Here is a 25,240-nt window from a genome sequence, read left to right as displayed (position 1 = left end):
GCGAAATATTCTCACTTGCGGGGATAAAAGTGACCTGACGCAATATTTGTCTTTTGTTGCTTATTGATAATGTTGTCACAAAAAGTGAGGGTGACTGCATGGATAAACTACTTGAGCGTTTTTTACACTACGTGTCGCTGGACACCCAATCAAAATCGGGCGTGCGGCAGGTACCCAGCACCGAAGGACAGTGGAAATTATTACAACTGCTCAAACAACAGCTCGAAGAGATGGGGCTGGTTAATATTTCACTGAGCGAAAAAGGCACGCTGATGGCAACGTTACCCGCTAACGTTGCTGGCAATATTCCTGCGATCGGCTTTATTTCCCATGTGGATACCTCACCGGATTTCAGTGGTAAAAATGTCAATCCGCAAATTGTTGAAAACTATCGCGGTGGCGATATTGCGTTAGGCATCGGTGATGAAGTTTTATCGCCAGTGATGTTCCCGGTGCTGCATCAACTTCTGGGTCAGACGCTGATCACCACAGATGGTAAAACGTTGCTGGGCGCGGATGATAAAGCAGGCGTGGCGGAAATCATGACCGCACTGGCTGTGCTTATCCAAAAAGATATTCCGCACGGTGATATCCGCGTGGCCTTTACGCCAGACGAAGAGGTGGGTAAAGGGGCGAAGCATTTTGACGTTTCGACATTCGATGCGCAGTGGGCCTATACCGTTGACGGTGGTGGCGTAGGTGAGTTGGAGTTTGAAAACTTCAACGCTGCGTCGGTTAATATTAAAATTGTTGGCAACAATGTGCATCCCGGCACCGCAAAAGGGGTGATGGTGAATGCGCTGTCGCTGGCGGCGCGTATTCATGCAGAGGTTCCGGCAGATGAAAGCCCGGAAAAGACGGAAGGCTACGAAGGCTTTTATCATCTGGCGAGTATGAAAGGGACGGTCGATCGGGCGGATATGCACTACATTATTCGTGATTTTGACCGTAAGCAGTTTGAAGCGCGTAAACGCAAGATCATGGATATCGCCAAGAAGGTGGGTAAAGGGTTACACCCCGACTGCTACATCGAACTGGTGATTGAAGACAGTTACTACAATATGCGCGAAAAAGTGATTGAGCATCCGCACGTACTGGATATCGCCCAGCAGGCGATGCGCGATTGCGATATTGAGCCGGTGCTAAAACCGATCCGTGGCGGCACTGACGGCGCGCAGCTGTCGTTTATGGGATTACCATGTCCGAATCTGTTCACCGGCGGCTACAACTATCATGGTAAACATGAGTTTGTAACCCTGGAAGGAATGGAAAAAGCGGTGCAGGTGATTGTGCGTATTGCTGAACTGGCCGCGCAACAAAAATAAAGTATGTGTAGTTGCCGGATGGCGCTTCGCTTATCCGGCCTACATTATTACACTCCAGTAGGCCTGATAAGACGCGTAGCGTCGCATCAGGCACACTTCGCATTATCCTTCGAAGAACCAGTACCCGCTATTGACCAGCGCGGCAAGCATGGCAAGGAAAGAAGGATCTTCCAGCGCATCCTCAAAGTTCTCAGCCGTCAACACAATATGACTGGCCAGCGCTTCCAGGGCAGGACGATGCGGTGAATCAATTTTCTCACCGTTAGCGTAGACGTCGTCGCCAATACGCAATACACGCAATCCGCCCAGACGCACTAACACATCACCTTGCTTCAGGGCATCGTAAATTTCGTCTGGCTGATATGGTGGCTCCGGCGGGGCAATATCCAGTTCATGACGAGACTGAGAAATAAACTCGCCAAACCACTGCTGGAAATGTTCTGGTTGATTAATCAGCCCGAGCATCATTTCGCGCAGCTTATCCATCTCCTGCGGCAGAACGTCGGCCGGATGATCGCGCGGCGGCAGGTCCGGATCGCTGTAATAGGTGCTACCCAGTTCGCGTTGTAAAACGTAATCGGCGAACCCGCTGATCAGCTCGCGAGTGTTTGGCGCACGGAAACCGACCGAATAGTTCATCGCGTTTTCCAGCGCATAACCTTCGTGCGGGAATCCCGGTGGAATGTACAGGATATCGCCGGGTTCCAGCTCTTCATCGATAATAGCTTCGAACGGGTCGACCTGAAGGAGATCCGGGTGAGGGCAGTGTTGTTTCAACTGCAGTTTTTCACCTACGCGCCAGCGACGACGACCTGTTCCCTGAATGATAAATACATCGTACTGATCCAGGTGCGGGCCAACGCCGCCGCCGGGGACAGAGAAAGAAATCATCAGGTCGTCGATGCGCCAGTCCGGTAATTCACGGAACGGGCGCATCAGCGCGGCAGTTGGCTCGTGCCAGTGGTTGACCGCCTGCACCAGCAAAGACCAGTTGTTCTCGCCAAGATGGTCGTAGCTTTCGAAGGGACCGTGGCTAACCTGCCATTTTCCGTCCTGGTGGCTGACGAGTCGGCTGTCGACTTCGCTTTCCATTGCCAGTCCAGCCAGTTCGTCAGGAGAGAGAGGATCAATAAAATTGTTAAACCCGCGTTTTAAGACCACCGGGCGTTTCTGCCAGTGGCGTTCAAGAAAATCGGGCCAGTTAAGTGTGAGTTGGTATTCCATAATGAGCATCCCGCAGGCTGGTATCTGCAACCGATTATAACGGATACTTAACCTCAAGCGTGAAGTCAGTACATATTTATTACATGCGACGATTACTCGTCTTTCTGACCCGGCTGCTGGCGACCAAAAATAACCTCCATGCGCGCACCACCCAGCAGGCTATCACCGGCAATAATCTGCCCGTCATACTGTTCGGTGATTTCTCGCGCCACCGCCAGACCGACGCCTTGTCCTGGACGTAGCGTATCTACGCGCTGTCCACGGTCAAACACCACTTCCCGTTTGCTTTGCGGAATACCAGGACCATCATCTTCAACCAGAATATGCAGCTGATCCTCAGACAGTTGCGCTGAAATCTCGACAAACTCCAGACAATATTTACAGGCGTTATCCAGTACGTTGCCCAACACCTCGACAAAATCATTCTGTTCGCCCACAAAGCTGATTTCAGGTGAGATATCGAGATTAATGTTGACGCCTTTACGCTGATACACCTTATTCAGTGCCGAGGTCAGTTTATCCAGCAACGGCGCGATCGGGTGCAGTTCGCGGCTGAGTAGGGCACTGCTGCCACGCATGCTCGCGCGATGCAGGTAATAGCCTATCTGTTGGGAAATACGGCTGATTTGTTCCAGCATGACAGGCTCTGCGTCGCTGACGCTCATCTTTTCATTACGCATTGAGCGCAGAGTACTCTGCAATACCGCCAGTGGTGTTTTCAGGCTATGGGTGAGGTCTGTTAACGTGGTGCGGTATTTGTCATAACGCTCACGTTCGCTTTTTAACAGCCGATTGAGATTACGAACCAGGCTGGTCAATTCGCGTGTGGTGGCGGGGTTTAGCATCTCACGATGATGTTCCTCAAGCTCACGAACTTCACGCGCCAGCGATTCAATCGGCCGCAGGCTCCACCACGCGGCCACCCATAACAGCGGAATGACCAGCAACAGATTGGCGACCAGCACATAAATAAACCAGCTCCAGACCATATACGAGCGCTTTAGCTCTATCGGAATGGTATCGACAACCACAATGGTCAGTTGCGGCATTCTGGCAGTAGCAGGATAGACGTTTACCGCCACGGAGTGGGTCATTTCGGCGTCGTCGTCATCTTCTCTGACTTCTTTTAACTGTTGCTGAGCGGAGTGATCTTCGCCCAGTAAGGTGCTGGTGGCGTCTACATTGGCTTCAATTTCATGAAAACCGTTCGTTTTTAGCCAGTCCGGTTGAATACTTTGCGTCAACCAGGGAACATTGCGCTGTGCCCACAACAACTCACCGCTTTCGTTATAGATCAGCGACATTGTTGGGCTTTGCATATCGAGATTTTCAGGCAACTCGACGTTTATCTTGCCGTTTTCCCACTTTGCCAGGGTATAGAATAGATTACTTTCACCCCGCAGCAGGCGGAACGTTGTCTTATCAAAGCTGACACTGTAACCCACAAGGGCAACCATGCCGTAGGCCAGCGACAGCACCAACACCACGCCTGCAGTTGCCAGTAAAAAGCGTAACCGCAGCGATAACGGGAAAAAATGATGCAATAGTTTATTCATTAGCGCAGTTCAAAAAGATATCCCTGGCCACGCACGGTAGTGATCACCTCATGCGGATATTGCGCCTGAATTTTTTTACGTAGACGCCCCATCAGGACATCAATAGTGTGACTTTCGCGCAGCTCGGCATCCGGATAAAGCTGCAACATGAGCGAATCTTTACTGACCACTTTGCCATTATTACGGATGAGAGTTTCCATAATGGTATATTCAAACGCCGTGAGCTTGATAACCTCATCATTGACGGATAACTCGCGTCGGGAGAGGTCCACCTGAAAAGGCGGAAGGGAGATAATTTGCGATGCCAGACCGCTGTTTCGACGCATCAGTGCCTGCATGCGTGCAGCCACTTCTTCGATGTGAAACGGTTTGGTGACATAATCGTCAGCGCCTGCACTGAGGACTTCCACTTTGTCCTGCCAGCCTTCGCGCGCGGTTAATACCAGAATTGGCAGCGAAACCTCATTACTGCGCCAGCGGCGGATTAGCGACAAACCATCTTCATCGGGGAGCCCTAAATCAACGATCGCGATATCCGGCAGATGCTCATTCAGATAATAGTCCGCTTCCTTCGCATCTTCTGCATCATCCACCTGATGCCCTAAATCCTGTAACTGAACCTTGAGGTGGTGGCGTAATAAAGCATTATCCTCGACAACCAGTACGCGCATCATCGTTTCTCCCTAAAATAATGGTATGAATAGTTTAACGCTGATTATGTGGATTGAAAGCAGCGCTATGAAATTAAATAACTTTTCTCATGCTCCCCTGCCCGTGGGGGCGCCCTGGGGACAGTGCCGTTGGCATCTGATTGTTCAGCATGTTGACCTGATCCTGGTTCATGTCGCCAATCCACTTGGAGTAAACCTCGTACACCATGCGCGCATCTTCATGTCCCATCTGACTCGCTATGAATGACGGGTTCGCTCCGGCCATCAACGTCCAGCATGCGTAGGTATGCCGTGACTGATAAGGATTCCTTTCGCGGATATTTGCAAGTTTAGTGCCTCGCTTCCAGCCATAGGCAATCGAGTTCTTGGAGAAGTAACTGCCTTTTTTTGACGAATATGCTGTCGGTGAAAAAACGAAGCGAAGAGATTGCTGCTCAGTTTTTCCGATCTCCCGATGGTGAAATCGAATTTCTTGCTTCGGATTAGCGCCGGTGACTTCGTATTGTTCCTTCAGTGCATCCAGAGCAGGTTTAAGCAACGTTATCGTCCTTATTCCGACATCTGTCTTAGGGGGTACAAATACTCGCTTATTCGTCAAACTTCTGGATACGTGGATTTCACCTTTTACCAAATCAATGTCTTCCCATGCCAGGGCGCATATCTCGCCCGGCCTCATCCCCGTATGTACAGCAACAATAATGATTAATGCCTGGCTACGGGGAAGGGCGGCTATCAGAGCCTGGTACTCATGAAGTAAAAGTGGGTCGGGATCATTTTTAGATAACTTGAGTCGCGACACTCCTTCATAAGGAGCATGCAATATAAACTGGCTTCGGTTTGCGAGCTTAAGCATTTCTGATAAAACTGCCATCTGTTTATTGACTGTTGAGGGCGCGCGGCCCTGCCTGGTCAGATTCGGCATCGCCGGGTTAATAATTGTCCCGGTCAATAACTCCTTTCGGTAATGCAAAATGTCGGCATGCTCAATATCTACCAGACGGGTATTTTCTCCGATTACACGCAGTAACGTATTTACGACCGAAGTAAGCGATAGCAGTGTTGCGCCAGATACCTCTAAGGCTTTGGTGTCTGTAAAAAAATCACTCAGTTCTTTAAACGTGGTGATTTTTTTGGTTGTGATGTACTTCTTAAGCGCTTTGGATTCCGGGAAACGTTCTGCATAGTCGAACTTACCGAGCTGTATTTCGCTTGTGATGAGCGCGAAGATTGCCTGAATACACCCTAAAACCATATGGGATGGGTATGGGGGGACTGAAATGCCCTTATGATCATTACCGAGTAAATCATCACGGAGAGTTCGCCAATTGAGGAAAGGTGACACGGATTTACAGATCAACAACCCCTGGCGTTATAACAACGCAGGGGTTGAATATTTTACTGAATACTTTCCAGGTCTTTTGCTATATCGCGATGGCGTCCCTGGTCGGCAATCTCACGCCCCTGGCGAGCCGGTGCTTTAAGAGCCTTTTCCAGATAGCGTTTCCCTTCGCCAGTCTTTTTCTCTTTCAGCAAAAAGTCACCATAAAAATAGTTTGGATCGATGCCATCAGGATTTATCGCCAGTGCTTTTTTCAGCATTTCTTCGGCTTTGTTTTTATCACCAAACCCAATCGGCCAGCCGGGAACCTGATAATATAGCGCCCCAAGGCTGGTCCAGGCTGATCCTTGTAAAGCATTGGGGTCGATGCTGATCGCTTTTTCCAGATCGCTACGGGCCTGTTTGACCAGACTCAATGCACCCAGCCCTCCTTTAGCCCCCGCCCAGCTACTGTCGATAATCGCCGACCAAATAAGCAATGCTGCGTCAGCATTATTTTTTGCCTGACTCGCACTATGGGCCCGCTGACTTAGTGTGGTAAAACAGCTCTCTTTTTTTGCTTCAAGGGTCTGATACTGACAAACGGACCAGTCGTGCTGGAGGTTTTCCAGCGTGGTAGTCGCCATGGCAGAGGCGGGAAAAGCTGCTGTCAGGAGCAACGTTTTCATAATTTTCATTTGTCTTCACCTTTGAATGTGCCCTGGGTATAGGACTGGATCACTGCTAATTTTTTACCCAGCGCTTTGTCTACCATACCGGGAAACCAGGCATTGATTTTAACGAACAAACGTTCCATCGCGCCGAAGCGGTAGCGTTTCTGCTCTGTCTCAAGGAGATGTACCAGACGTACGGCGACAAATTGTGGGGAGTCACTGCTGTTGCCCAGTTTGCGGTTAAGCGCGTAAACCTCGTCACTGTTGAGCGCCGTTTCGGTAGCACGCGGCGCGGCATACAGTACGCTGATACCATTCCCCTTTAATTCGCGCCCCAGCGCTTCCGACAAACGGTGCGTGGCCGCTTTGGTGGCGCTATACACGCTCCAGGCAGGGTGGCCAATCTCACCAAATATCGAACCAATGTTTAGGATGATGCCCTGTGGATTAAACTTATCCAGCATGGCGCGGGTCAACAGAGTGGGGATTTCGATATTGGTTCTAATCTGTTCCCGAATATCGTCAAAAGACTGTTGTTCAAACAGTGCAAAACGGCTGGTTCCGGCATTGTTGATCAGGATATCCAGTTTGTTCTCATCTTTGAATCTGCTGGCCAGCGCGACGATTTCGTCATCAGTATAACTGCTCATTAGCACAATATGATGCCGTTCCGGATAGGGAAGCATCTCTTTCAGAAGCGTCATCGCCTGTGCATTTCGTCCAACCAGGCAGAGTCTGGTTCCTTTGTGCGCCAGCCTGTGCGCCAGCTCTTGTCCGATACCACCGCTGGCGCCAGTCAGCAGAACGGTTTTATCATGCAGGTTCATACGTGGTCTGCCCCAGTTGGTTAAGCATCTCTGTGTACAGGTGATAGACGCGACGAGCGGCATAGATAATGGCTGCCTGATCGGCCTCGTCAGTCACGGTATCCATAAGTGAGGCGAAAAATTTAAGATGTCCTTGATCAAGTTCACCGTGTGAACGCAGGTAGGTTGTCGCCTGTTCTGGCAACCCCAGTGTCCGTTCCACCTGGGCTGCAATCGCGGTAGCAATAGATACGCTGGTTCCCTCCAGAACCTGTACCATGCCAAAAATACTCATAGGGTTGACCCGTTCAATGCGGTAGTAGAGCCAGGCCACCATCATTTCTATCGGTATCCCTGGGGTGCCATTGCGAACGCTTTCCGCATCACCGCTGCAAGCCTGAATATCGTTCAGGATCCATTCCTGATGCCCGTACTCTTCGTCAATATATTCAGCAATTGCGCCCCGAATGGCTTCATGTGAGGCTGGCAAACGGCTGCCAGCACTCATCAACAGGGGGACGGTATGGCTGACGTGATAGTAAGCCTGTGTCAGAAAAGCGATATACAGGTCGCGCGAGATGTCACCAGTCTGGCAGCGCGCGATGACAGGCGAGGAGAGTAAACTCCGGCGTTCGGCCTCAGTCTGTTGTTGTAATTTGTTATAAAAGCTCATGATGACTCCTCTTCACTACAGGTGAGAATTTGTTGCCAGAGGGATTGCCGGATGAGTTCCCGGCGTGGGCGGCCATTTGCAGTGAGCATGCCAGGCTCTGATATAGCTGAAGTGAATAACAGGCGATGGAACTGCGCATAATCAGGCAGGCGAGCTGAAAGGGCCAGCAGCTGCTCGCGGGCCTGCATCTGTTGCCCGTCGAAGACATCGACGAGTGCAACGTTATGCCTTAATCCTTCTCCAAAAATCACTATCCGGCGTACAGCTGGACAGATCATGGCCTCTGCCTCAGGCCATTCAGGTGAAAAATTACGACCAAAAGCGTTTATCTGGACATTCTTCAGGCGCCCCTGAATACGAACAAACCCGTGTTCATCAACACTGCCAAGATCGCCGGTGGCAACTGTTGGGGAGGCTGGTGCGGATCCCAGATATCCCAAAGCGTTAGCCGGGCTGGTGACACACAATTGTTGCTGGTCATCAACATTGATCTGGATACCTGGCAATGGCTGACCGACGCTGTTCTCTTTTATAGCGTCGGGCAGATTGAGGGCAACGACAGAGCCACATTCTGAGAGACCGTATCCTTCATATACAGGTAAGCCACTCTTTATCGCCATTGTCAGCAATGAAGCCGGAACCTTGCCACCGCCTGCGGCGACAAACCGTAAAGATTGCGTACTGCCTGGTACCTGCTTGTGTAGATGCAGTAACACACGTAGCAACTCTGGTACCAGCACCAGACTTTGTGGGCACCAGGTGGTCAGCGCCTGAAGAAACTGGGCTGGATTAAAGCGGCTGGAACCTTCAAACCCAATCCGGGAGGGTGGGAGAATCACCGTCTCAGCGCCAAGTAGCAGAGGGATGTAAACGCCGCACAGATTTTCCAGCAGAATACTGAGGGGCAGTGTCACCAGGTGTTTTTCCAGTTTCAGGGGGTGCAATGCGGCCGCTAACGTTTGAGCCATCCATACCATACCATCCAGACTCAGACAGACGCCTTTTGGCTCTCCGGTTGTACCGGAGGTATACGTTATCTTTGCCGTTCCTGCCGGCAGAGTCACGGGGTCCTCTACTGCACGGATTTGCAGTCTCCCGAGTACAAAATCGTGTTCCTGCCAATCCGCCAGGATTTCTCCACCGATTTGTGCATCCACAGAGGCTGATGATCGTACCCAGGCTTTCTGTTGCCCGCTGAAAAAGGAGGGGACAGGGATGATCACCACTCCACTTATCAGGCATGCGAGATCGATGATGGCCCATTCAGGGCTGTTATCCATTTCAAGTGCCAGCCGTATTACCTTGAGGGCAGATAATTGTTCGGCCACTGCTTTAACGGCATCATGGTATTGCTGCCAGCTCCACGAGCGAGAATCGCCCTGCAGGACGATGGCATTTGGCTGAAGCGCAGCCTGTTTCTCAAGCGTGTTCAGAAGCATAAGATCCTCCGGAAGGGGTTATCCAGGGAGCAGAAGGCGGATCAGCAAACATTCTCAGCAACAGGCTGGTCTGACTCAGTGTGGTTTGCCCACCATGTAACTCCCCCGCCATAATTTGCGGGTCATGTTCGTAATAGCTCCCCCATTCACGCGCAGCTTCGCCAAGCCTTGTCGAGTCAGCAGGCATCAATGTGACTGGTTGCAGATTCAGGCGGAAAAAGGTATTGCGTATTTTTTTAGTTCCGGTAAAGACAATCCACGAATAGCAGTATTGATTGAGAAGCAGGCATAGAGCCGCATACATTATTCGGGCGCTTGCCCCATCGCTCGCGGCAAAATTACCAATTTCAACAATCGAGTCGCGTGAAACGGGATGTGACAATCGTGCAGACAGCACGACTTCAACCGGGACATTAAGATAGTGTTCGAGGTATATCTTGCCCATTGAGGCCGGCTGGACGCCACAGGCTGCTTTTAATTCTCCGTTGGCATCGAACATTCCAAGTAACCATGGCATGCAGCGAGGAAGAGAAGCATGATAAAACTGAGAATAACTTTCACGAATAAACTCTGAAATATCATTTTGCTCACGTTCACCTGGAAGCCAGCGCAACGTATAAGGAGATAAGATTCGCATAGGAAGACCTCTTTTAGCGTCTTATCAGTATGGCGAGTCAACATTATGTCAACATTAAGTTGAGCATGAGCCAGGTAATTTAAATCCAATGTCGCGACAAAAATGTGTAGGACCCGAAAAAACGGAATATCTGATGTGTAAATACATTACGTAAAAAAATTAATAAGTTGCGCTCTTAAATCGTTGAACATTTCTGCTTACAGGGGTGCTGTATAAAAAACAGTGTATACATCGGAGGTAATTATGAGAGTTGAATTAGCCATTGATCGCACTAAAGAACTACCAAAAGGCGCGATACCAATTCTCCAGGATTACAGCAGGCATTCACTGAGTGCCTGCTGTAATGCTAAACATTAAAATTTGTATTTATTTCTTATCGTTACAGTCAGGGATCATTCTCAAAAGAGTGTTATCTTTCTGGACGTAGTGATGAAATAACGCTGCACCTGCATGCGCTGCGATTAAAAAGTATCCGACGTTTGCCAGTGTTTCGTGAATATCTTTAATAAGTGATTTTGTTTCCCCGTCAGGAGTAACGAAAGGTGAAATGTTAAAACTTAAGAAGCTCCAGTCCTTCCCACCGTAAGCCATAATTGCAATACCTAATAATGGCAGAGCCAAAAAAGAAATGTATAGCAGGATATGCATTATTTTAGCAGCCATCATCTGCCAGGTCGGTGGGGGCGGAGTGATGGCTGGGTCATGATACTTATGTTTAATAATTAATCGTATTATCATTAAAAACCAGACAAATACCCCGGCATTGTAATGTGTTTCTTTCATGAGCAGGTAGGTGTTGCTGCCTTTAGGAAACCAGCCGCGTAGCTCCATAGCTGCATAGGTTATCGCTATTAACATCAGAGCCAGCCAGTGTAAGCGAATCTGAAGTTTTGAGAATTTCATCATTATTGTTTCCTCAAAGGGTGTGTTGCATCGACCATAAAGTATGAAGCTTAACAAATCCTTATTTTCGTTGAGAGATTAAGAAATTGTTATTCCAATGACCGCACGTGAATGTTTTGATAATTATTATCACTTACGGGTCCTTTCCGGCAGTCCGGGCTGTTTCTTGTTGCCTTCATTTTTCCATTCGTAGCAACCATCAGCAAAGAAAATTGCGCGGCCATGCTGCCAGAGTGGTTTAAACATTCTGCGGGTGGCTGCAGTTTCAGATCGTGCATAAATTAGTAGCAGCTTAGACCACCATAGATTGTTACTTATTTGGGGGCAAATGTGGTGGGGGGGAAGGGATAATGTAGCGGGTGATAAAAAGCCGGAATCGCTTACGCTTATCCGGCTTCTGTTCAGCATCTGGGGAGTTGCTGATTACTTCAGTTCATCAACCATGGTGATGGCGCGACCAATATAATTGGCAGGCGTCATTGCTTTCAGGCGAGTTTTCTCTTCTTCCGGCAGTGCCAGACCATCGATAAACTGCTTCATACCTTCGGCGTCAACGCGCTTGCCGCGGGTCAGTTCTTTCAACTTCTCGTACGGCTTCTCAATACCGTAGCGACGCATCACGGTCTGAATCGGCTCTGCCAGAACTTCCCAGTTATGATCCAGTTCATCCAGCAGATGATCGCGGTTCACTTCCAGTTTGCTCACACCCTTCAGCGTGGACTGATAGGCGATCAGCGCATAGCCGATACCCACACCCAGGTTACGCAGAACGGTAGAGTCTGTCAGATCACGCTGCCAGCGGGAAACCGGCAGTTTACTCGCCAGGTGCTGCAGAACCGCATTGGACAGACCCAGATTACCTTCGGAGTTTTCGAAGTCGATGGGGTTAACTTTATGCGGCATGGTGGAAGAACCGATTTCACCCGCGACAGTTTTCTGCTTGAAGTGACCCAATGCAATGTAACCCCAGACGTCGCGATCGAAATCGATCAGAATGGTGTTAAAGCGGGCGATGCAATCAAACAGCTCGGCAATGTAGTCGTGCGGCTCAATCTGCGTGGTGTAGGGGTTCCACTGGATACCCAGCGAGGTGACGAACTCTTCGCTAAACTGATGCCAGTCTACTTCCGGGTAAGCGGCAATGTGGGCGTTATAGTTACCCACGGCACCGTTGATTTTACCAAGAATTTCAACCTGGTTGAGCTGGCGATACTGACGCTCCATGCGGTACGCCACGTTTGCCATCTCTTTGCCCATTGTTGATGGGGTGGCAGGTTGGCCGTGAGTACGGGAGAGCAGAGGAATATCGCGATATTCAACTGAAAGCGCGGTGATGCCATCAATCAGTTGACGCCAGTACGGCAGAACCACTTCGTCGCGTGCGGTTTTCAGCATCAGCGCGTGAGACAGGTTGTTGATGTCTTCTGAGGTGCATGCGAAGTGGATAAACTCGGAAACGGCGTGCAGTTCCGGGATATCCGCCACTTTTTCTTTCAGGAAATACTCAACTGCCTTCACGTCATGGTTGGTCGTACGCTCAATGGTTTTGATACGCGCAGCATCTTCTTCATTGAAGTTAGCGACGATCGCATCAAGGTAACCGATTGCGTCGGCAGCAAAAGCAGGAACTTCCTTGATCGCTGCGTGCGCGGCCAATTTTTGCAGCCAGCGTACTTCAACCTGTACGCGGAATTTCAGCAAACCGTATTCGCTGAAAATCCCGCGCAGCGCGCTGACTTTATCGCCGTAGCGTCCATCGACAGGGGAAACGGCGGTCAGTGAGGATAATTCCATAGATCACAACTCCGGGGTTAAATGAGCAAGAATTTGTTTTGCCTGAGTCGTCAGGCGATTACGAGAAAACATGAGTTGCAGACGGCCTCCACCAACCTGATGCCAGAGCACGGCAGCACGGATGCCAGCCAGCAGCGAAGCGCGTACTTTAGCCTGAACCTGCGGGCTCTGGAGGATGGCCGGGGAACCCGTGACCTGAATACGCGGGCCGAGTGGGCTGATGACGTCAACATAAATGCCAGCCATCGCACTCATCAACGTTTCTGACTGCAAATCAAAATGGTCCAGCTGGCGCTGCAAGCCGCTGATACGATCTCCCAGCGTGTCCATAGCGCCCTTGGCCGCTGACAGCTTACGCTCCAGCACCATCAGGCTTAGCGTGTAACGAGTGAGTTCAGCGTTCAGTCCCTGGCGACTGCTGGCGTTCAGTACGCCGAGCATTGTTTCCAGCCCCAAACGCAGGTTGGCCTCGCTGCCGCCAAACACGCCCAGCGTAGAGCTGGGATTCATGTCGATGACACTGTTCAGTGAAACGTGTAATGCATCGGCATCACAATGCCCCTGGTGCGCCAGTTCCTGCACCAGGCGTGCCGACTGGCAAATGCCTGCCAGGGCGAGGGTGATGTCATAATAATTCTTTGCCACGTTCACTGCTTCCTTGTATCAAATGTGTAAGTAATTATACCGGCAGAGGCAATCGTTGTTCGATAATGCCGCCGCCGAGGCACACTTCGCCATTGTAAAAGACAGCCGACTGACCCGGCGTAACCGCCGCGACTGGCTCGTCGAAAATGACTTCAATACGCTCAGCATCCAGTGCCTTAACGGTGCACGGAATGTCGGTCTGACGATAGCGGGTTTTCACCGTACAGCGCATGGTACCAGTGAACGGTTCGCGATCGACCCAATGCAGCTGTTGCGCCACCAGGCCAACAGACATCAGACGTGGATGTTCATGACCCTGAGCGACAACCAGAATGTTGTTCTCTACGTCTTTATCCACTACATACCATGGATCTTCTGTCCCTTCTTTCGTTCCGCCAATACCCAGACCTTTACGCTGACCCAGAGTGTGGTACATCAGCCCCTGATGCTGGCCAATCTCTTCACCATCAACGGTGATGATTTTGCCTGGCTGAGCCGGCAGGTAGCGACCAAGAAATTCGCGGAACTTACGTTCGCCAATGAAGCAGATGCCGGTGGAGTCTTTTTTCTTGGCCGTAATCAGACCAAGGTCTTCGGCAATTTTACGCACCTGCGGTTTTTCCAGTTCACCGACCGGGAACAGGCTTTGCGCGATTTGCTCATGGCCGAGCGTATAGAGGAAATAACTTTGGTCTTTATTACCATCGAGCCCACGCAGCAGGCGACTTTTGCCGTCGACATCTGCGCGACGCACATAGTGACCGGTGGCGATGTAATCGGCACCTAAATCTTCGGCGGCAAACTCAAGGAAGGCTTTAAACTTAATTTCTTTATTACACAGAATATCCGGGTTCGGCGTACGGCCCGCTTTGTACTCTTCAAGGAACAGTTCAAAGACGTTGTCCCAGTATTCTGCGGCAAAGTTGACGGTATGCAGTTCAATGCCGAGTTTGTCACAGACAGCCTGTGCATCCGCAAGGTCGGCTGCCGCTGTGCAGTATTCCTCGCCATCGTCCTCTTCCCAGTTCTTCATGAACAGGCCTTCTACCTGATAGCCCTGTTGTTGTAACAGCCAGGCAGAAACGGAGGAATCGACACCGCCGGACATGCCGACGATCACTTTTTTTGGGCTTTCAGACATAGGAATACTCACAACATTGAACTTCAAGGCGGCATATTCTAGCACGCAGCCCTTTACTTGACACCCTCTGTAAACGGCCAGTTAAATTCACCGATCATGGCCAGCGGGTAGCGCTGGCCGCTCTGATAACAGCGAATACTCTCTGCAACCAACGGCGAACGCAGGTTTGGCGCAGAGAAAATCTCTTCTGCGCTGACCCAACGACAGCAATCAATATCGCTGTCATGGGGTTCAGTAGCGCACATATTGGCAAGTTCGATAGAGAAAAGAAAACGCAAGAAGGGCGTTCTGTCCGGTGCAATCCATTGATGCATACGAACAAAATGCTGTGGCTGTGCTTTAATGCCCGTTTCTTCCCATAGTTCGCGTGCTGCGGCTTGTACCAGCGTTTCGTCGGCTTCCAGGTGTCCTGCGGGTTGATTCCACAAGGCCTTGCCATTGATCGTTTCTTCAACGACTAAGAATTTATCTTCTGCATGCACAATGCAGGCAACGGTGACGTGCGGTTTAAACATGTTTCCCCCTTATTCCTCAGCAAAACCTTCGGCAACATCTGGCCAACTAATTTCACCGCTGGTCTTGTCGATACTGATATAAGCCACAGGAGGCGATGTTTGTGGGTCGGCTCCTCCGCGACACAATGCAGTTTGATGATCCTCGCGTACGATAATCTCAATGGCCTTTTTAGCATTCCAGCTTTCATAAAAAATGCATTGATAGTCCGGGCGAAGGCTGAGGGTCGCGACTCGTGTAGCTTCGTCTGTCGATAATGGATTGATATCATAGCGGTAGTTATCACCGCTGTTTAAAGGCTGGAGTTGTGACTTTTTCAACCAGCCGCGTACGATATGGCGATCGGCGGTGTAATAAACCGCTTCAATAAAGTCATCTTTTGACTGCTCTTGTGTGGAAATAATGTCGCCGGGAACCAAAAAAACGGACTGGCTGCGGCACTGTTCCGTTGGCATGGTATAAAACCAGGCGCGATCGTTGCCTGTAACCTGATAATGATTATCAGCAACGGGGGGCATTCTTTCGCGTTGCGGCATCTCTTTGTGCGCCCATTTCTTACAGGCCGGATTTACGGATAAGGGAGTCGTCAGAGGTACCAGACCTTCAGCCGCGACCCAGCCTGTGGCGAACATGCCTTTGGCATCACGGTATCGAACATAGCGAAAAGTATGAACGGGAGCGTCTGCTGATTGGGCCGATCGCGCTTCTCTTAACACCTCTACCGTATTGCCGTTGACCAGGAAAGCAGGGAGCTGACATTCAACATCTGGTGCGGAGTTGAAGTGTAGTCGGGAGGTTGTTTTTACCTGAGCGGTTTCATAGAGATAATCAGCCGCACCTGCCGCGATACCTGCTGTCGCTTCACAATTCTGCGCGGCATAACCCAATGGCGATACGGCACACAGAATGAGTGGCGCGATGAGTCGTTTGTCCATTTCTTTCATTCTTCCTTGTTAATGGCGCTGTAAAGGCCTGATGCTAGAGCTCCCGCCACTCGCCGTTGGCGAGATTATCCAGCGTGTAATCCCCCATAGCATAGCGAATGAGACGCAGCGTAGGATATCCAACATGTGCTGTCATACGGCGAACCTGGCGGTTGCGGCCTTCATATAAGGTGACTTTCAGCCAGGTGGTGGGGATATTTTTCCGCTCCCGAATCGGCGGATTTCTCGGCCACAGCCATACAGGTTCCTCTACTACCTCAATGCCAGCGGGTAGCGTGGGGCCATCATTGAGCGTTACTCCGGTACGCAGGGCGTCCAGCGCTTCTGCTGTCGGCTCGCCTTCAACCTGGACGTAATAAATTTTCCCGGTACGCTTTCCGGGTTGCGTTAACCGCGCCTGCAGCGCGCCGTCATTGGTCAGCACCAAAAGCCCTTCGCTGTCCCGGTCGAGTCGGCCCGCCGCATAAATTCCCGGCAAGGGAATAAAATCTTTTAACGTGCTTCTGCCTGCCTCGTCAGTAAATTGTGGCAAAACATCGTAGGGTTTATTGAACAAAACCACGCGTTTTGGCTGGTTTTCTTTACGCTGCTTAGTGACTTGTCGTGAGCTGAATCGCTCAACCCGGTGATTTCTAAAAGAAGTTTTTTGCATGGTATTTTCAGATTATATCAATTGCCGCATTATAGCCTAAGAACGAGTGTCTTTCATGGCGACGAACATTAGGGTAGTATTGACATGCTCATTACAAAACATTAACAAAAAATTGCTCTAACGCATTCGTGCAGCAGGACGCAAACGCACATGCAGCGCGATGACAGACGAGCAGAACCAGAAGCGCTCGAAGGAGAGGTGAATGGAAAGCAAAGTAGTTGTTCCGGCGGAAGGTAAGAAGATCACCCTGCAAAACGGCAAACTCAACGTTCCTGAAAATCCGATTATCCCGTTCATTGAAGGCGACGGTATCGGCGTTGATGTAACCCCACCGATGATCAAAGTTGTCGATGCTGCTGTCGAGAAAGCCTATAAAGGCGAGCGTAAAATCTCCTGGATGGAAATCTACACCGGTGAGAAATCCACTCAGGTTTATGGCCAGGACGTCTGGCTGCCTGCTGAAACCTTAGATCTGATTCGTGAATATCGTGTTGCCATTAAAGGCCCTCTGACCACTCCTGTTGGCGGCGGTATTCGCTCTCTGAACGTAGCTCTGCGTCAGGAACTTGACCTGTATGTCTGCCTGCGTCCGGTGCGTTATTATCAGGGTACACCAAGCCCGGTTAAACACCCTGAACTGACCGATATGGTCATCTTCCGTGAAAACTCCGAAGATATCTACGCGGGTATCGAGTGGAAAGCTGACTCTGCCGATGCTGAGAAAGTGATTAAATTCCTGCGCGAAGAGATGGGTGTGAAGAAAATACGCTTCCCGGAACATTGCGGTATTGGTATCAAACCTTGTTCTGAAGAAGGGACTAAACGTCTGGTACGTGCAGCGATTGAATACGCCATCGCCAACGATCGTGATTCAGTTACCCTGGTACACAAAGGCAACATCATGAAGTTCACCGAAGGCGCGTTCAAAGATTGGGGTTACCAGTTAGCGCGTGAAGAATTTGGTGGCGAACTGATCGATGGCGGTCCATGGGTGAAAATCAAGAACCCGAAAACCGGTAAAGAGATCGTGGTTAAGGACGTCATTGCCGATGCGTTCCTACAACAGATCCTGCTGCGCCCGGCTGAGTATGACGTGATTGCCTGTATGAACCTGAACGGTGACTACATCTCCGATGCGCTGGCCGCACAGGTTGGTGGTATTGGTATCGCGCCGGGTGCAAACATTGGTGACGAATGCGCACTGTTCGAAGCAACTCACGGTACTGCACCGAAGTATGCAGGTCAGGATAAAGTGAACCCAGGTTCTATCATTCTGTCTGCAGAAATGATGCTGCGCCACATGGGTTGGATCGAAGCGGCTGATTTAATTGTTAAAGGTATGAGCGGTGCGATCAATGCCAAGACCGTAACCTATGACTTCGAACGTCTGATGGACGGCGCTAAGCTGCTGAAATGTTCAGAGTTTGGCGACGCAATCATCGAAAACATGTAATACGGTAATTTGTTAAATTCATTAACGGGAGCGTAACGCTCCCGTTGTTTTTTATTAGGCTGCTAACGGTTATCAAAATTTTATCAAAATAAGTTATCAAAACCCCCTAGTAGTTTGACGCACAGTGGTGGGGTGGCAGAAGATGTCACTATGCAGAGTTGTATTTTGCACCCTTATGTTGTTCGCAGTTATTTTGTAATGTGCGCCATAATATTTATGACTAGTATGTGTCTGAGACATACATTTCTATTTTATGTTTTAAGCACGAAGTAATAGGTTGTCAGTCAACAAAAAATGAACCAGCATGGTTTATGGGATACGATTAAACTTTTTATCTGATGTGAATTCTAGACGAAGCGACATGTTAGACTATTAAAACATGAGAGTGGTACGGGACTAATTTTTAATGGAGAAAATGTATCCGCATGAGCGTTAATCAAAATACCACCATTGGTGAATCTTGGGGGCTCGTATCGCTTACTCCGGAGTATATTGAGGCAGAACATGTTGGTTACGTTGCGGCTATTGAAGAAGCCCTTTCTGATGAACAAATCCGCAATATTGCGTTATCCGGAAATTACGGTGTTGGAAAGAGCAGCATCTTGCAAGAGGTTGCTAGGCGGCAAGATGGTAGGGTAGTTGAGATTTCTCTGTCAACGCTATCGCCGATCGAGGTATCAAAGCTTGATGATTCAGTGCCAAAGCAAGCAACTACTCCGACAAACCGTATACAGCAGGAAATAGTAAAACAGCTGCTCTATCGTGAGGAGCCGAGTAAAACCCCCGGTTCCCGCTTTCGGCGGATTGAACGCTTTCGATGGGAAAGGGAAATTTGGTTAGCTGCATTGATGGGATTTGTAGTTTGTATCATTTTCTTGTTGACTGGGTGGACAGCTAAAATTGTTTCGTCGATTCCTCCCCTGAAAGACATAGGCGCTTGGAAGCATGCACTCATTTTTGCAGCGGCGACAGGGAGTGCATTTTTTGTTCGCTGGCGTTTTTATGGGAAGCTTCATATCAAGCAGTTTTCAGCGGGCTCGGCTACGGTTACCTTAGACGACAACTCTGTAACATACTTCGATCAGTATCTTGATGAGATAGTCTATTTCTTTGAGGTATCAGAGCGTAATATTGTTATTTTTGAAGATATTGATCGCTTCAATGACTCACATATTTTTGAGACGCTTCGCGCTTTGAATACTTTGCTTAATGCGTCGCCACAGATTACAAAACCTATCCGTTTTATCTATGCCATTAAAGACAGTATTTTCGATTATATTACCTTGAAAGATGAAGGGCGTAGACTTGAAGAGGACATCCTTGCTATTGACGATCCTGCATTAGTTGAGGTAGTACGCGCCAACCGAACTAAATTCTTTGACTTGATTATTCCGGTGGTTCCTTTCATTACACACCGGAGCGCTAGAAATCTAGCAGTGCAGCAACTTGGCCAAATGGAATATGAAGTAGCAACTGAACTTATAGACTTAGCGGCTCAATATGTCCCAGATATGCGGTTGCTTAAGAATGTTCGTAACGAGTTTGTTATATTCCGTGACAGAATTTTTTCTGGTGATGGCGAAGAGCTTAACCTTAATAAAACAGATTTATTCGCGATGGTGCTCTATAAAAACACTCATCTTACGGACTTTGAGTCGATTAGACTTGGTAAGAGTAAGCTGGATATTCTATACAAAGTTAGTCGCGAGATGGTGAGCGAGAATATCAAGAAGCTAGAAGATGAACGCACAGTACTTCGTCAACAGCTTGAGAAAATAAATGGAGCGGTCCTACGCAGCGAACAATTGGGTGTGCGACTAATTGCTCATATTGAGCGAACAGCAAATGCAGTTAATTACCAATTCTATAATGCATCGTATTCGTTTGAGGGGGTTGCATTATCTAAAGATGAACTCAGCGGAGTGCGGTTCTGGACAGATTTTGTATCAGCCAAAGATAACCCTATTCTTCACTTTCGTAACCGCCAGCATCAAGTGATGGATTTTACCCGTGATAACCTTGCATTCGCCCTTGGTGACCCACTAGATTCAAAACTATGGGATGCAAAAGAACGAGAGAGCATTATTGACGAAATTGAAGAAAAAAATGCGGATATTAAATTTTTACGCAGTGCAGATCTCGGTGATTTAGTTAAACATCCAGAATTTTTGGTTACATATAAAGAAATTAAACAGCCCCTCGAAACAATAGCATTGCTGTTGCTGAAACCGGGATTAGCTTACCAGCTCGTGCGTGCTGGATACATCAATAGAAACTTCACCTTATATACATCAACGTTCCATGGTGATCGGGTGAGCCCTGCTGCCACTAACTTTATTATTCATCATGTTGAAAGTGATCTGATGGATGTGTACTTCGAGCTTACTCCAGAAGATGTTGATGCAGTTGTACGCGAGAGAGGCAAGGAGGCCCTGAAAGAATCAGCTATGTATAATATTGCTATTCTTGATCACTTGTTGGCGTGTGACATAGGCTTGGCTGACATTATGATCCGTTCTTTGTTAGATTTTCGGGAGAACTCTGAGCGGTTTATAAAGGCATATCTCGCGACAGGAGAACAGTGCCAGCGATTCATTGAGCGCTTTACGATTGTCTATTCGAGAATAATATCCTATCTTGTGAACCATACTGATCTAGATGACGTTTCTCGCCTGCAGTTTGTGAATATTGCATTAAACTCATTACCCCCCCTAAAACAGCGCACAGATTCAGCAGCATCACAATATCTAAAGGTTCACTATACCGAGTTCGACGTGCTTACTTCTGAAGCAACTACGCAACTCAAGGCTGAGCGCATTGGAATGCTTTTCGCGGAATCACATATTATTGTTCCCCATCTTCAGCCGTTGAATCGACAGATTCGTTTGTCATTTGTTTCGCATAATTTGTATGAAGTCTCGTATGAGAACCTTGTAATTGCCATTAATAACACAAAAACTGTAGCGCTTGACGTTATCAATACGAGAAATAAGACCGTATACGGTTATGTGCTTGGGCATTTGAGTAAATATTTGGAGGCAATTGCTGGAGTTTCGGTGACAATCGATGCAACTGAGAACTTTATTGCTGTAATCGAAGATGTGCTCGAACAGGAACCATCTCTTCTTAATATCGTGATCGAGCATGCAGCTTCAAGTTGTGAGATTGTGGATCTCGTTGAGATCTCCAAGGAAGCATGGAATGCATTGGCCGACCATTGCCGTTTCCCAGCAACATTCAGTAATGTTAGCCGTTACGTCGAGTCATTTGGTTGCGTAGACGTTCAACTGGCGAAAGTACTGGCTACATCAGGAAAGATTGCTGAGGTTAATACAGCTGAAGATGAGTCAAAATCTATATTAGCCGTAGCAATTTTATCGGCTAAAGAGCAACTTCCGAGCGCAACTCTGCGTGTAGAATTAGTTACGAGTTTGGATTTGCATTATTTCCTCGATACTAGAGATGTAATGGCTGAAGTCGGCGCTCTCTTCTCGCTACTGCTCAAGTACAACATCATTGCGGATGAAGCTGAATCATATGAGCTTCTTTCTGCAACTGATTGGCCGACGCGAAGGGATTACATTCTTGAGTCGAAGAAGTTTGCAGAGTATATGACACCTCAGTTGGTGCACACCGACTTGGCTGAGCTTTTGGAAGATCATGCAATTGACATAGCAATTAAAAATCTAATTGTTGAACAAGCTGCAGAATACATAGAAGATGCAAATCTTGAAGGTATTAAAAAACTTGCTCGATTCGCTTCGTTGCATGGAAAGGTTTGCCAACCATCTATTGTGTATAAAATGGCGCAAGAGGGAGTTTCAGCACAACTGATTATATTGCTGTTGGAACCTCATTTGGGATCGATTAGCCGTGAACAGCTTTTTTCAATCTTAAAGTTACTTGGCGGTGATTATGCAAGGCTGACTGAGGTTGGTTACGACAAACCGCGCATCCCAAATACTCCTGCCGATCTTTCACTGCTTGAGCGTCTCAGACAGGACGGAATTGTTGGAAAATATGATGAGAATGAATCACTGATTAAGGTGAACAAAAAATACAAATAGTATCGTTTTATTCAAAAATGAATTCTAATTCTATTAGAGCTGTTTCCGAACAGAGCCAGATTGTTTGTCCTCCTCAGCCACGGCATTACAATATGTGTACGTGGCTTGAAACACGATGATATTTTCAGCCCAGTAAGTTGGGGAATAAATTTGCCATGCTAGAGATTACAATTTTATAACGCCACCTTTACCCAGCTTTTACCTCGATTGTCATGATAGCGGTCAGTTTGCTGTTGTGTTTTATGACCAAGCAGTTTTTGAGTATCTAATCCCTGTTCTTTATAAAGACGCTCAGATAGAGAGCGTTGTTCATGAAACGTAGCGGGGGTACCTTCACCCCAGTCGATCCCAGCCAGATCTCTTGCCTTACTAAAATTCATTGTTAATGTATTCGATTTAACTTGAGCACCGCGTTCTGCCTGTGAAGTTGACCGGAAAAAATGCACTAAGTATGGGCTGATTGCATAGTCACGGCATCGGGCTACTACATCGCGTAAACTCCAGTTAATCGCATTGAGACGAAGAGAAAGCGGGATGGCGATTTTGCTCCCGGTTTTTTCCTGGATGATGTGAAGATGATCATCCCAAATATCGCTAAATTTCATACGTGAGATATCACCTAATCGCTGACCGGTAACCAGTGCTAACAGCATGGCATTCCCCATATAACGATGACTCGCATCTGCGATATCAAAGATTTTTTGCCATTCTTCAAGACTTAACCGTTGTCGGGTAATTTTTCTTCTGGGCTGTTTGGTGGCTAATGCAGGGTTATAACCAGGGGGGACTTCCCCGTAGTGTTGTGCCTCTTTGAATACATCAATTAGAACGGAGCGGACTACTTGCGCCATTCTCGGTTGCCCGGCAGCGATATACTCGTCAAGCAATTGTGCGATATCCCTTACATCAACGGCTGAAATCAACTTCATTCCTGCTCGTTCCCTGAGCAAGGATACTGGTTTGGCTTTCTGCTTATAGGTGTTGAGTCTTATATCACCACTTTTCAGCCTGTCATCCTGGATCGCTTGGTAGCGATCTAACCAAGTTGACGTTGTGATCGCTTTTCCTTTGCTGGTTGCGATCCTGTCACTGATAGCAAGAATCTGCCGAGTCCTTTGCTCGGCAAGGCGCGTGTTAGCTTCAGTAGCTATAGCGATGGCTTCTGCTTCGTTCGTTCCCAGCGCATGAAATTTTCCTGTTACTGGATGCTTATATCGCCAATAGACTTTATTTACCTTTCTGCTGTAAAGGGGATATAAGTTTGGGACTGAAACATTATTCTTACGCGGTCTGGCTGCCATCACTCAAAATCCGTTGCAAAAGTAATGAGTCATTTTTCTTGATTACTGGTGTTACCAACTCCCCAACTAACTCGGCGTCCTCGCGTACTCGCCATAACCGACCTTGTTTCATTGCCGGTGGACAAAACAAATTCTGCTTAGCATAACGGCGCAACGTGGAAACGCTTGGAGGATTGCTTCTGTATTTTTCAGTAGCCCATTCTTCAAGAGTTAACATTTGAAGCATATGCGATCACCTTATTACTTCACTAACTGCTTAGTCTCAGCATATCGACCCTGCACGGTCGGTTAGTTTCTCCACAAAACAGAGAAGAGCATCAGTGGCCACACCTATCAGGAGGGATCGGGTTATGACCCCGTCATCCGGGGATACTCTTCTCTGTTTTGTAAAAAGGGCGGTACCAGAAAGGACTAAGGGAAAAACTGGCACCGCCAAAGCAATAGCACTACCTTCGCAGACATGCTAACCGGGCGAGGGCGGCTTCATCTCCAGTAATGCTCTCATCGTTGCATCCTGGTCTCTTTCCAGGCGTCAAACCGAATCATGTGCCATACGCCGTGTTACAACCAAAGTTTCTTTGGTGTTTCACCTGTTCGTTTGTATGTGGGGAAAGATAAAATGAAATTGCATAGTATGCAAGTATTTTTATTGCGAGATAAGCAATTTATAGGGTAAAAAAAAGCCACCTAGTGGTGGCCGAGGAAGAGTATGCTGGCTTAATTGTGTCGCTTAAGGGTTTGCGACTGACTGATTAAGACCTTTCCAAAGACCATGAATCGGTGTTCGTTTTCGCTGGTGATTCCCCATTCACGGTAAATCTGGTTATCAGAAATTACCAACAGTTTGTCTGGGATCATTTGCAGTCGTTTAACGTATATTTTGTCGTCAAAACCAAAGACATAGATACCATCACCATCGAACTGATTGATGCTGATATCAACGAAGATTAGATCTCCAGGCTCAATGGTTGGACACATACTGTCCCCACGAACGTTGATGACTTTTATGTGATTGGCAGGTCGGCCGCCAAACATCGATAAAGCATTATCAGTTCTGTATTCGATAGCATGAATCACATCAATGACATCACCACCTTGGATAAGGCCATTTCCCGCACTGGCACTGACATCCAGCATTTCAATACGGAATACATCCTTCACCTGCACATCACCCTCACTAATACTGTTTTTATATACAGTATTATTTTTGAGCTCAGAGGTAAAGAGATCAGCAATTTCAACGTCTAAGCTCTTGGCTATATTGCCCAGGGCTTGCTCGGTAAATTGCTTCTGCTTACCTGTTTCAAGGCGTGAGATATTCGCCGAATCCACACCAATGGCTTCAGCTAGGTCGGCAATTTTCATGTTCTTCGCTTGGCGAAGTTGTCTAACTCGGTTTCCTATGCTCATGCGTTTATTACATTTCTTTATTGCGAGTTAAGCAAATCAACTTGCGCAATTCACTTGCGTAAAATAACATGCACATGGCGCAATAATTGGAGGG

Annotated in this window: 22 protein-coding genes and 2 pseudogenes; 3 read left to right on the top strand and 21 right to left on the bottom strand. The window is 48.2% G+C overall.

The features are described from left to right. Positions 1-98 precede the first annotated feature (98 nt). Positions 99-1,325 carry a peptidase T gene (gene pepT / locus SK39_RS02300; RefSeq protein ID WP_048216600.1) on the top strand — a complete coding sequence of 409 codons (1,227 nt, stop codon included), beginning with the start codon at positions 99-101 and terminating at the stop codon, positions 1,323-1,325. A gap of 102 nt (positions 1,326-1,427) precedes the next feature. Here the strand turns inward: pepT and roxA are convergent, their stop codons facing one another. From roxA to rluE, 17 genes and pseudogenes are all read right to left on the bottom strand, one after another. After that, complete coding sequence (gene roxA / locus SK39_RS02295; RefSeq protein ID WP_003030786.1) at positions 1,428-2,549, bottom strand: [50S ribosomal protein L16]-arginine 3-hydroxylase; 1,122 nt, start codon at positions 2,547-2,549, stop codon at positions 1,428-1,430. A 92-nt stretch (positions 2,550-2,641) separates the two neighbouring features. Beyond that, the gene (gene phoQ / locus SK39_RS02290; RefSeq protein WP_048216599.1) at positions 2,642-4,105 is read right to left on the bottom strand and encodes a two-component system sensor histidine kinase PhoQ; all 1,464 of its coding nucleotides are present in this window, start codon (positions 4,103-4,105) and stop codon (positions 2,642-2,644) included. Then, a complete protein-coding gene (gene phoP, locus SK39_RS02285) occupies positions 4,105-4,776 on the bottom strand; it encodes a two-component system response regulator PhoP (RefSeq protein WP_003030783.1) in 672 nt (223 codons plus the stop codon). The genes phoQ and phoP overlap by 1 nt, the downstream gene beginning before the upstream one ends. A gap of 73 nt (positions 4,777-4,849) precedes the next feature. After that, positions 4,850-6,133: a tyrosine-type recombinase/integrase gene (locus SK39_RS02280; RefSeq protein WP_231593810.1), complete on the bottom strand. Its 1,284-nt coding sequence runs from the start codon at positions 6,131-6,133 to the stop codon at positions 4,850-4,852. Positions 6,134-6,171: 38 nt separating this feature from the next. Then, complete coding sequence (locus SK39_RS02275) at positions 6,172-6,792, bottom strand: hypothetical protein (RefSeq protein WP_103856767.1); 621 nt, start codon at positions 6,790-6,792, stop codon at positions 6,172-6,174. Further along, entirely contained in the window at positions 6,789-7,595 is an 807-nt protein-coding gene (locus SK39_RS02270; RefSeq protein WP_048216598.1) for an SDR family oxidoreductase, read from the bottom strand. The genes SK39_RS02275 and SK39_RS02270 overlap by 4 nt, the downstream gene beginning before the upstream one ends. Continuing rightward, positions 7,582-8,247, bottom strand: coding sequence for an iron-containing redox enzyme family protein (locus tag SK39_RS02265; RefSeq protein ID WP_048216597.1), 666 nt, complete (start codon positions 8,245-8,247; stop codon positions 7,582-7,584). The genes SK39_RS02270 and SK39_RS02265 overlap by 14 nt, the downstream gene beginning before the upstream one ends. Then, a complete protein-coding gene (locus tag SK39_RS02260; protein ID WP_048216596.1) occupies positions 8,244-9,686 on the bottom strand; it encodes an AMP-dependent synthetase/ligase in 1,443 nt (480 codons plus the stop codon). The genes SK39_RS02265 and SK39_RS02260 overlap by 4 nt, the downstream gene beginning before the upstream one ends. Next, a complete protein-coding gene (locus SK39_RS02255) occupies positions 9,667-10,323 on the bottom strand; it encodes a thermostable hemolysin (protein WP_053069593.1) in 657 nt (218 codons plus the stop codon). Before SK39_RS02255 ends, SK39_RS02260 begins: the two co-directional genes overlap by 20 nt. A 366-nt stretch (positions 10,324-10,689) precedes the next feature. Further along, positions 10,690-11,229, bottom strand: coding sequence for a cytochrome b (locus SK39_RS02250; protein WP_048216595.1), 540 nt, complete (start codon positions 11,227-11,229; stop codon positions 10,690-10,692). A gap of 153 nt (positions 11,230-11,382) precedes the next feature. Then, positions 11,383-11,634: pseudogene (locus SK39_RS27785) on the bottom strand (SOS response-associated peptidase family protein); the annotation flags it as partial. 15 nt (positions 11,635-11,649) lie between these two features. Beyond that, positions 11,650-13,020 carry an adenylosuccinate lyase gene (purB, locus tag SK39_RS02245; protein ID WP_003846707.1) on the bottom strand — a complete coding sequence of 457 codons (1,371 nt, stop codon included), beginning with the start codon at positions 13,018-13,020 and terminating at the stop codon, positions 11,650-11,652. Positions 13,021-13,023: 3 nt separating this feature from the next. After that, entirely contained in the window at positions 13,024-13,665 is a 642-nt protein-coding gene (hflD, locus tag SK39_RS02240) for a high frequency lysogenization protein HflD (protein WP_003841885.1), read from the bottom strand. Between the two features lie 34 nt (positions 13,666-13,699). Then, entirely contained in the window at positions 13,700-14,806 is a 1,107-nt protein-coding gene (gene mnmA / locus SK39_RS02235) for a tRNA 2-thiouridine(34) synthase MnmA (RefSeq protein WP_003832402.1), read from the bottom strand. A gap of 53 nt (positions 14,807-14,859) precedes the next feature. Then, a complete protein-coding gene (locus tag SK39_RS02230) occupies positions 14,860-15,321 on the bottom strand; it encodes an NUDIX hydrolase (RefSeq protein ID WP_003841887.1) in 462 nt (153 codons plus the stop codon). Positions 15,322-15,330: 9 nt separating this feature from the next. Continuing rightward, on the bottom strand, positions 15,331-16,263 hold the full coding sequence (locus tag SK39_RS02225) for a hypothetical protein (RefSeq protein WP_052946586.1): 933 nt from the start codon (positions 16,261-16,263) through the stop codon (positions 15,331-15,333). A gap of 34 nt (positions 16,264-16,297) precedes the next feature. Then, a complete protein-coding gene (rluE, locus tag SK39_RS02220; protein WP_003841891.1) occupies positions 16,298-16,915 on the bottom strand; it encodes a 23S rRNA pseudouridine(2457) synthase RluE in 618 nt (205 codons plus the stop codon). 202 nt (positions 16,916-17,117) lie between these two features. Between rluE and icd the strand changes: the two genes are divergently transcribed. Both icd and SK39_RS02210 read left to right on the top strand, forming a co-directional pair. Further along, a complete protein-coding gene (gene icd / locus SK39_RS02215; RefSeq protein WP_048216594.1) occupies positions 17,118-18,368 on the top strand; it encodes an NADP-dependent isocitrate dehydrogenase in 1,251 nt (416 codons plus the stop codon). A 425-nt stretch (positions 18,369-18,793) separates the two neighbouring features. After that, a complete protein-coding gene (locus SK39_RS02210; RefSeq protein WP_048216593.1) occupies positions 18,794-22,435 on the top strand; it encodes a YobI family P-loop NTPase in 3,642 nt (1,213 codons plus the stop codon). A 173-nt stretch (positions 22,436-22,608) separates the two neighbouring features. On the opposite strand, the gene SK39_RS02205 is transcribed toward SK39_RS02210, so the two are convergent. From SK39_RS02205 to SK39_RS02195, 4 genes and pseudogenes are all read right to left on the bottom strand, one after another. Continuing rightward, complete coding sequence (locus tag SK39_RS02205; protein ID WP_048216592.1) at positions 22,609-23,736, bottom strand: site-specific integrase; 1,128 nt, start codon at positions 23,734-23,736, stop codon at positions 22,609-22,611. Beyond that, the gene (locus SK39_RS02200; RefSeq protein ID WP_048216591.1) at positions 23,717-23,962 is read right to left on the bottom strand and encodes an excisionase; all 246 of its coding nucleotides are present in this window, start codon (positions 23,960-23,962) and stop codon (positions 23,717-23,719) included. The genes SK39_RS02205 and SK39_RS02200 overlap by 20 nt, the downstream gene beginning before the upstream one ends. A gap of 36 nt (positions 23,963-23,998) precedes the next feature. Then, positions 23,999-24,178, bottom strand: a pseudogene (locus SK39_RS27515) (hypothetical protein); the annotation flags it as partial. Positions 24,179-24,453: 275 nt separating this feature from the next. Then, positions 24,454-25,146, bottom strand: coding sequence for an XRE family transcriptional regulator (locus tag SK39_RS02195; RefSeq protein WP_048216590.1), 693 nt, complete (start codon positions 25,144-25,146; stop codon positions 24,454-24,456). Positions 25,147-25,240 lie beyond the last annotated feature (94 nt).

The sequence above is a fragment of the Citrobacter sp. BIDMC107 genome, from assembly GCF_001037575.1.
Taxonomy (GTDB): Bacteria; Pseudomonadota; Gammaproteobacteria; order Enterobacterales; family Enterobacteriaceae; genus Citrobacter; species Citrobacter freundii.
The sequence above is the reverse complement of the archived record's forward strand: the minus strand, read 5'-3'. Positions and strand labels throughout refer to the sequence as shown.

What these genes read in the sequence shown, in the direction of transcription:
- pepT (WP_048216600.1), top strand. Translation starts at nt 99, where the DNA reads ATGGATAAACTACTTGAGCGTTTTTTACACTACGTGTCGCTGGACACC.
- roxA (WP_003030786.1), bottom strand. Translation starts at nt 2,549, where the DNA reads ATGGAATACCAACTCACACTTAACTGGCCCGATTTTCTTGAACGCCAC.
- phoQ (WP_048216599.1), bottom strand. Translation starts at nt 4,105, where the DNA reads ATGAATAAACTATTGCATCATTTTTTCCCGTTATCGCTGCGGTTACGC.
- phoP (WP_003030783.1), bottom strand. Translation starts at nt 4,776, where the DNA reads ATGCGCGTACTGGTTGTCGAGGATAATGCTTTATTACGCCACCACCTC.
- SK39_RS02275 (WP_103856767.1), bottom strand. Translation starts at nt 6,792, where the DNA reads ATGAAAATTATGAAAACGTTGCTCCTGACAGCAGCTTTTCCCGCCTCT.
- SK39_RS02270 (WP_048216598.1), bottom strand. Translation starts at nt 7,595, where the DNA reads ATGAACCTGCATGATAAAACCGTTCTGCTGACTGGCGCCAGCGGTGGT.
- SK39_RS02265 (WP_048216597.1), bottom strand. Translation starts at nt 8,247, where the DNA reads ATGAGCTTTTATAACAAATTACAACAACAGACTGAGGCCGAACGCCGG.
- SK39_RS02260 (WP_048216596.1), bottom strand. Translation starts at nt 9,686, where the DNA reads ATGCTTCTGAACACGCTTGAGAAACAGGCTGCGCTTCAGCCAAATGCC.
- SK39_RS02255 (WP_053069593.1), bottom strand. Translation starts at nt 10,323, where the DNA reads ATGCGAATCTTATCTCCTTATACGTTGCGCTGGCTTCCAGGTGAACGT.
- SK39_RS02250 (WP_048216595.1), bottom strand. Translation starts at nt 11,229, where the DNA reads ATGATGAAATTCTCAAAACTTCAGATTCGCTTACACTGGCTGGCTCTG.
- purB (WP_003846707.1), bottom strand. Translation starts at nt 13,020, where the DNA reads ATGGAATTATCCTCACTGACCGCCGTTTCCCCTGTCGATGGACGCTAC.
- mnmA (WP_003832402.1), bottom strand. Translation starts at nt 14,806, where the DNA reads ATGTCTGAAAGCCCAAAAAAAGTGATCGTCGGCATGTCCGGCGGTGTC.
- SK39_RS02230 (WP_003841887.1), bottom strand. Translation starts at nt 15,321, where the DNA reads ATGTTTAAACCGCACGTCACCGTTGCCTGCATTGTGCATGCAGAAGAT.
- SK39_RS02225 (WP_052946586.1), bottom strand. Translation starts at nt 16,263, where the DNA reads ATGAAAGAAATGGACAAACGACTCATCGCGCCACTCATTCTGTGTGCC.
- rluE (WP_003841891.1), bottom strand. Translation starts at nt 16,915, where the DNA reads ATGCAAAAAACTTCTTTTAGAAATCACCGGGTTGAGCGATTCAGCTCA.
- icd (WP_048216594.1), top strand. Translation starts at nt 17,118, where the DNA reads ATGGAAAGCAAAGTAGTTGTTCCGGCGGAAGGTAAGAAGATCACCCTG.
- SK39_RS02210 (WP_048216593.1), top strand. Translation starts at nt 18,794, where the DNA reads ATGAGCGTTAATCAAAATACCACCATTGGTGAATCTTGGGGGCTCGTA.
- SK39_RS02205 (WP_048216592.1), bottom strand. Translation starts at nt 23,736, where the DNA reads ATGGCAGCCAGACCGCGTAAGAATAATGTTTCAGTCCCAAACTTATAT.
- SK39_RS02200 (WP_048216591.1), bottom strand. Translation starts at nt 23,962, where the DNA reads ATGCTTCAAATGTTAACTCTTGAAGAATGGGCTACTGAAAAATACAGA.
- SK39_RS02195 (WP_048216590.1), bottom strand. Translation starts at nt 25,146, where the DNA reads ATGAGCATAGGAAACCGAGTTAGACAACTTCGCCAAGCGAAGAACATG.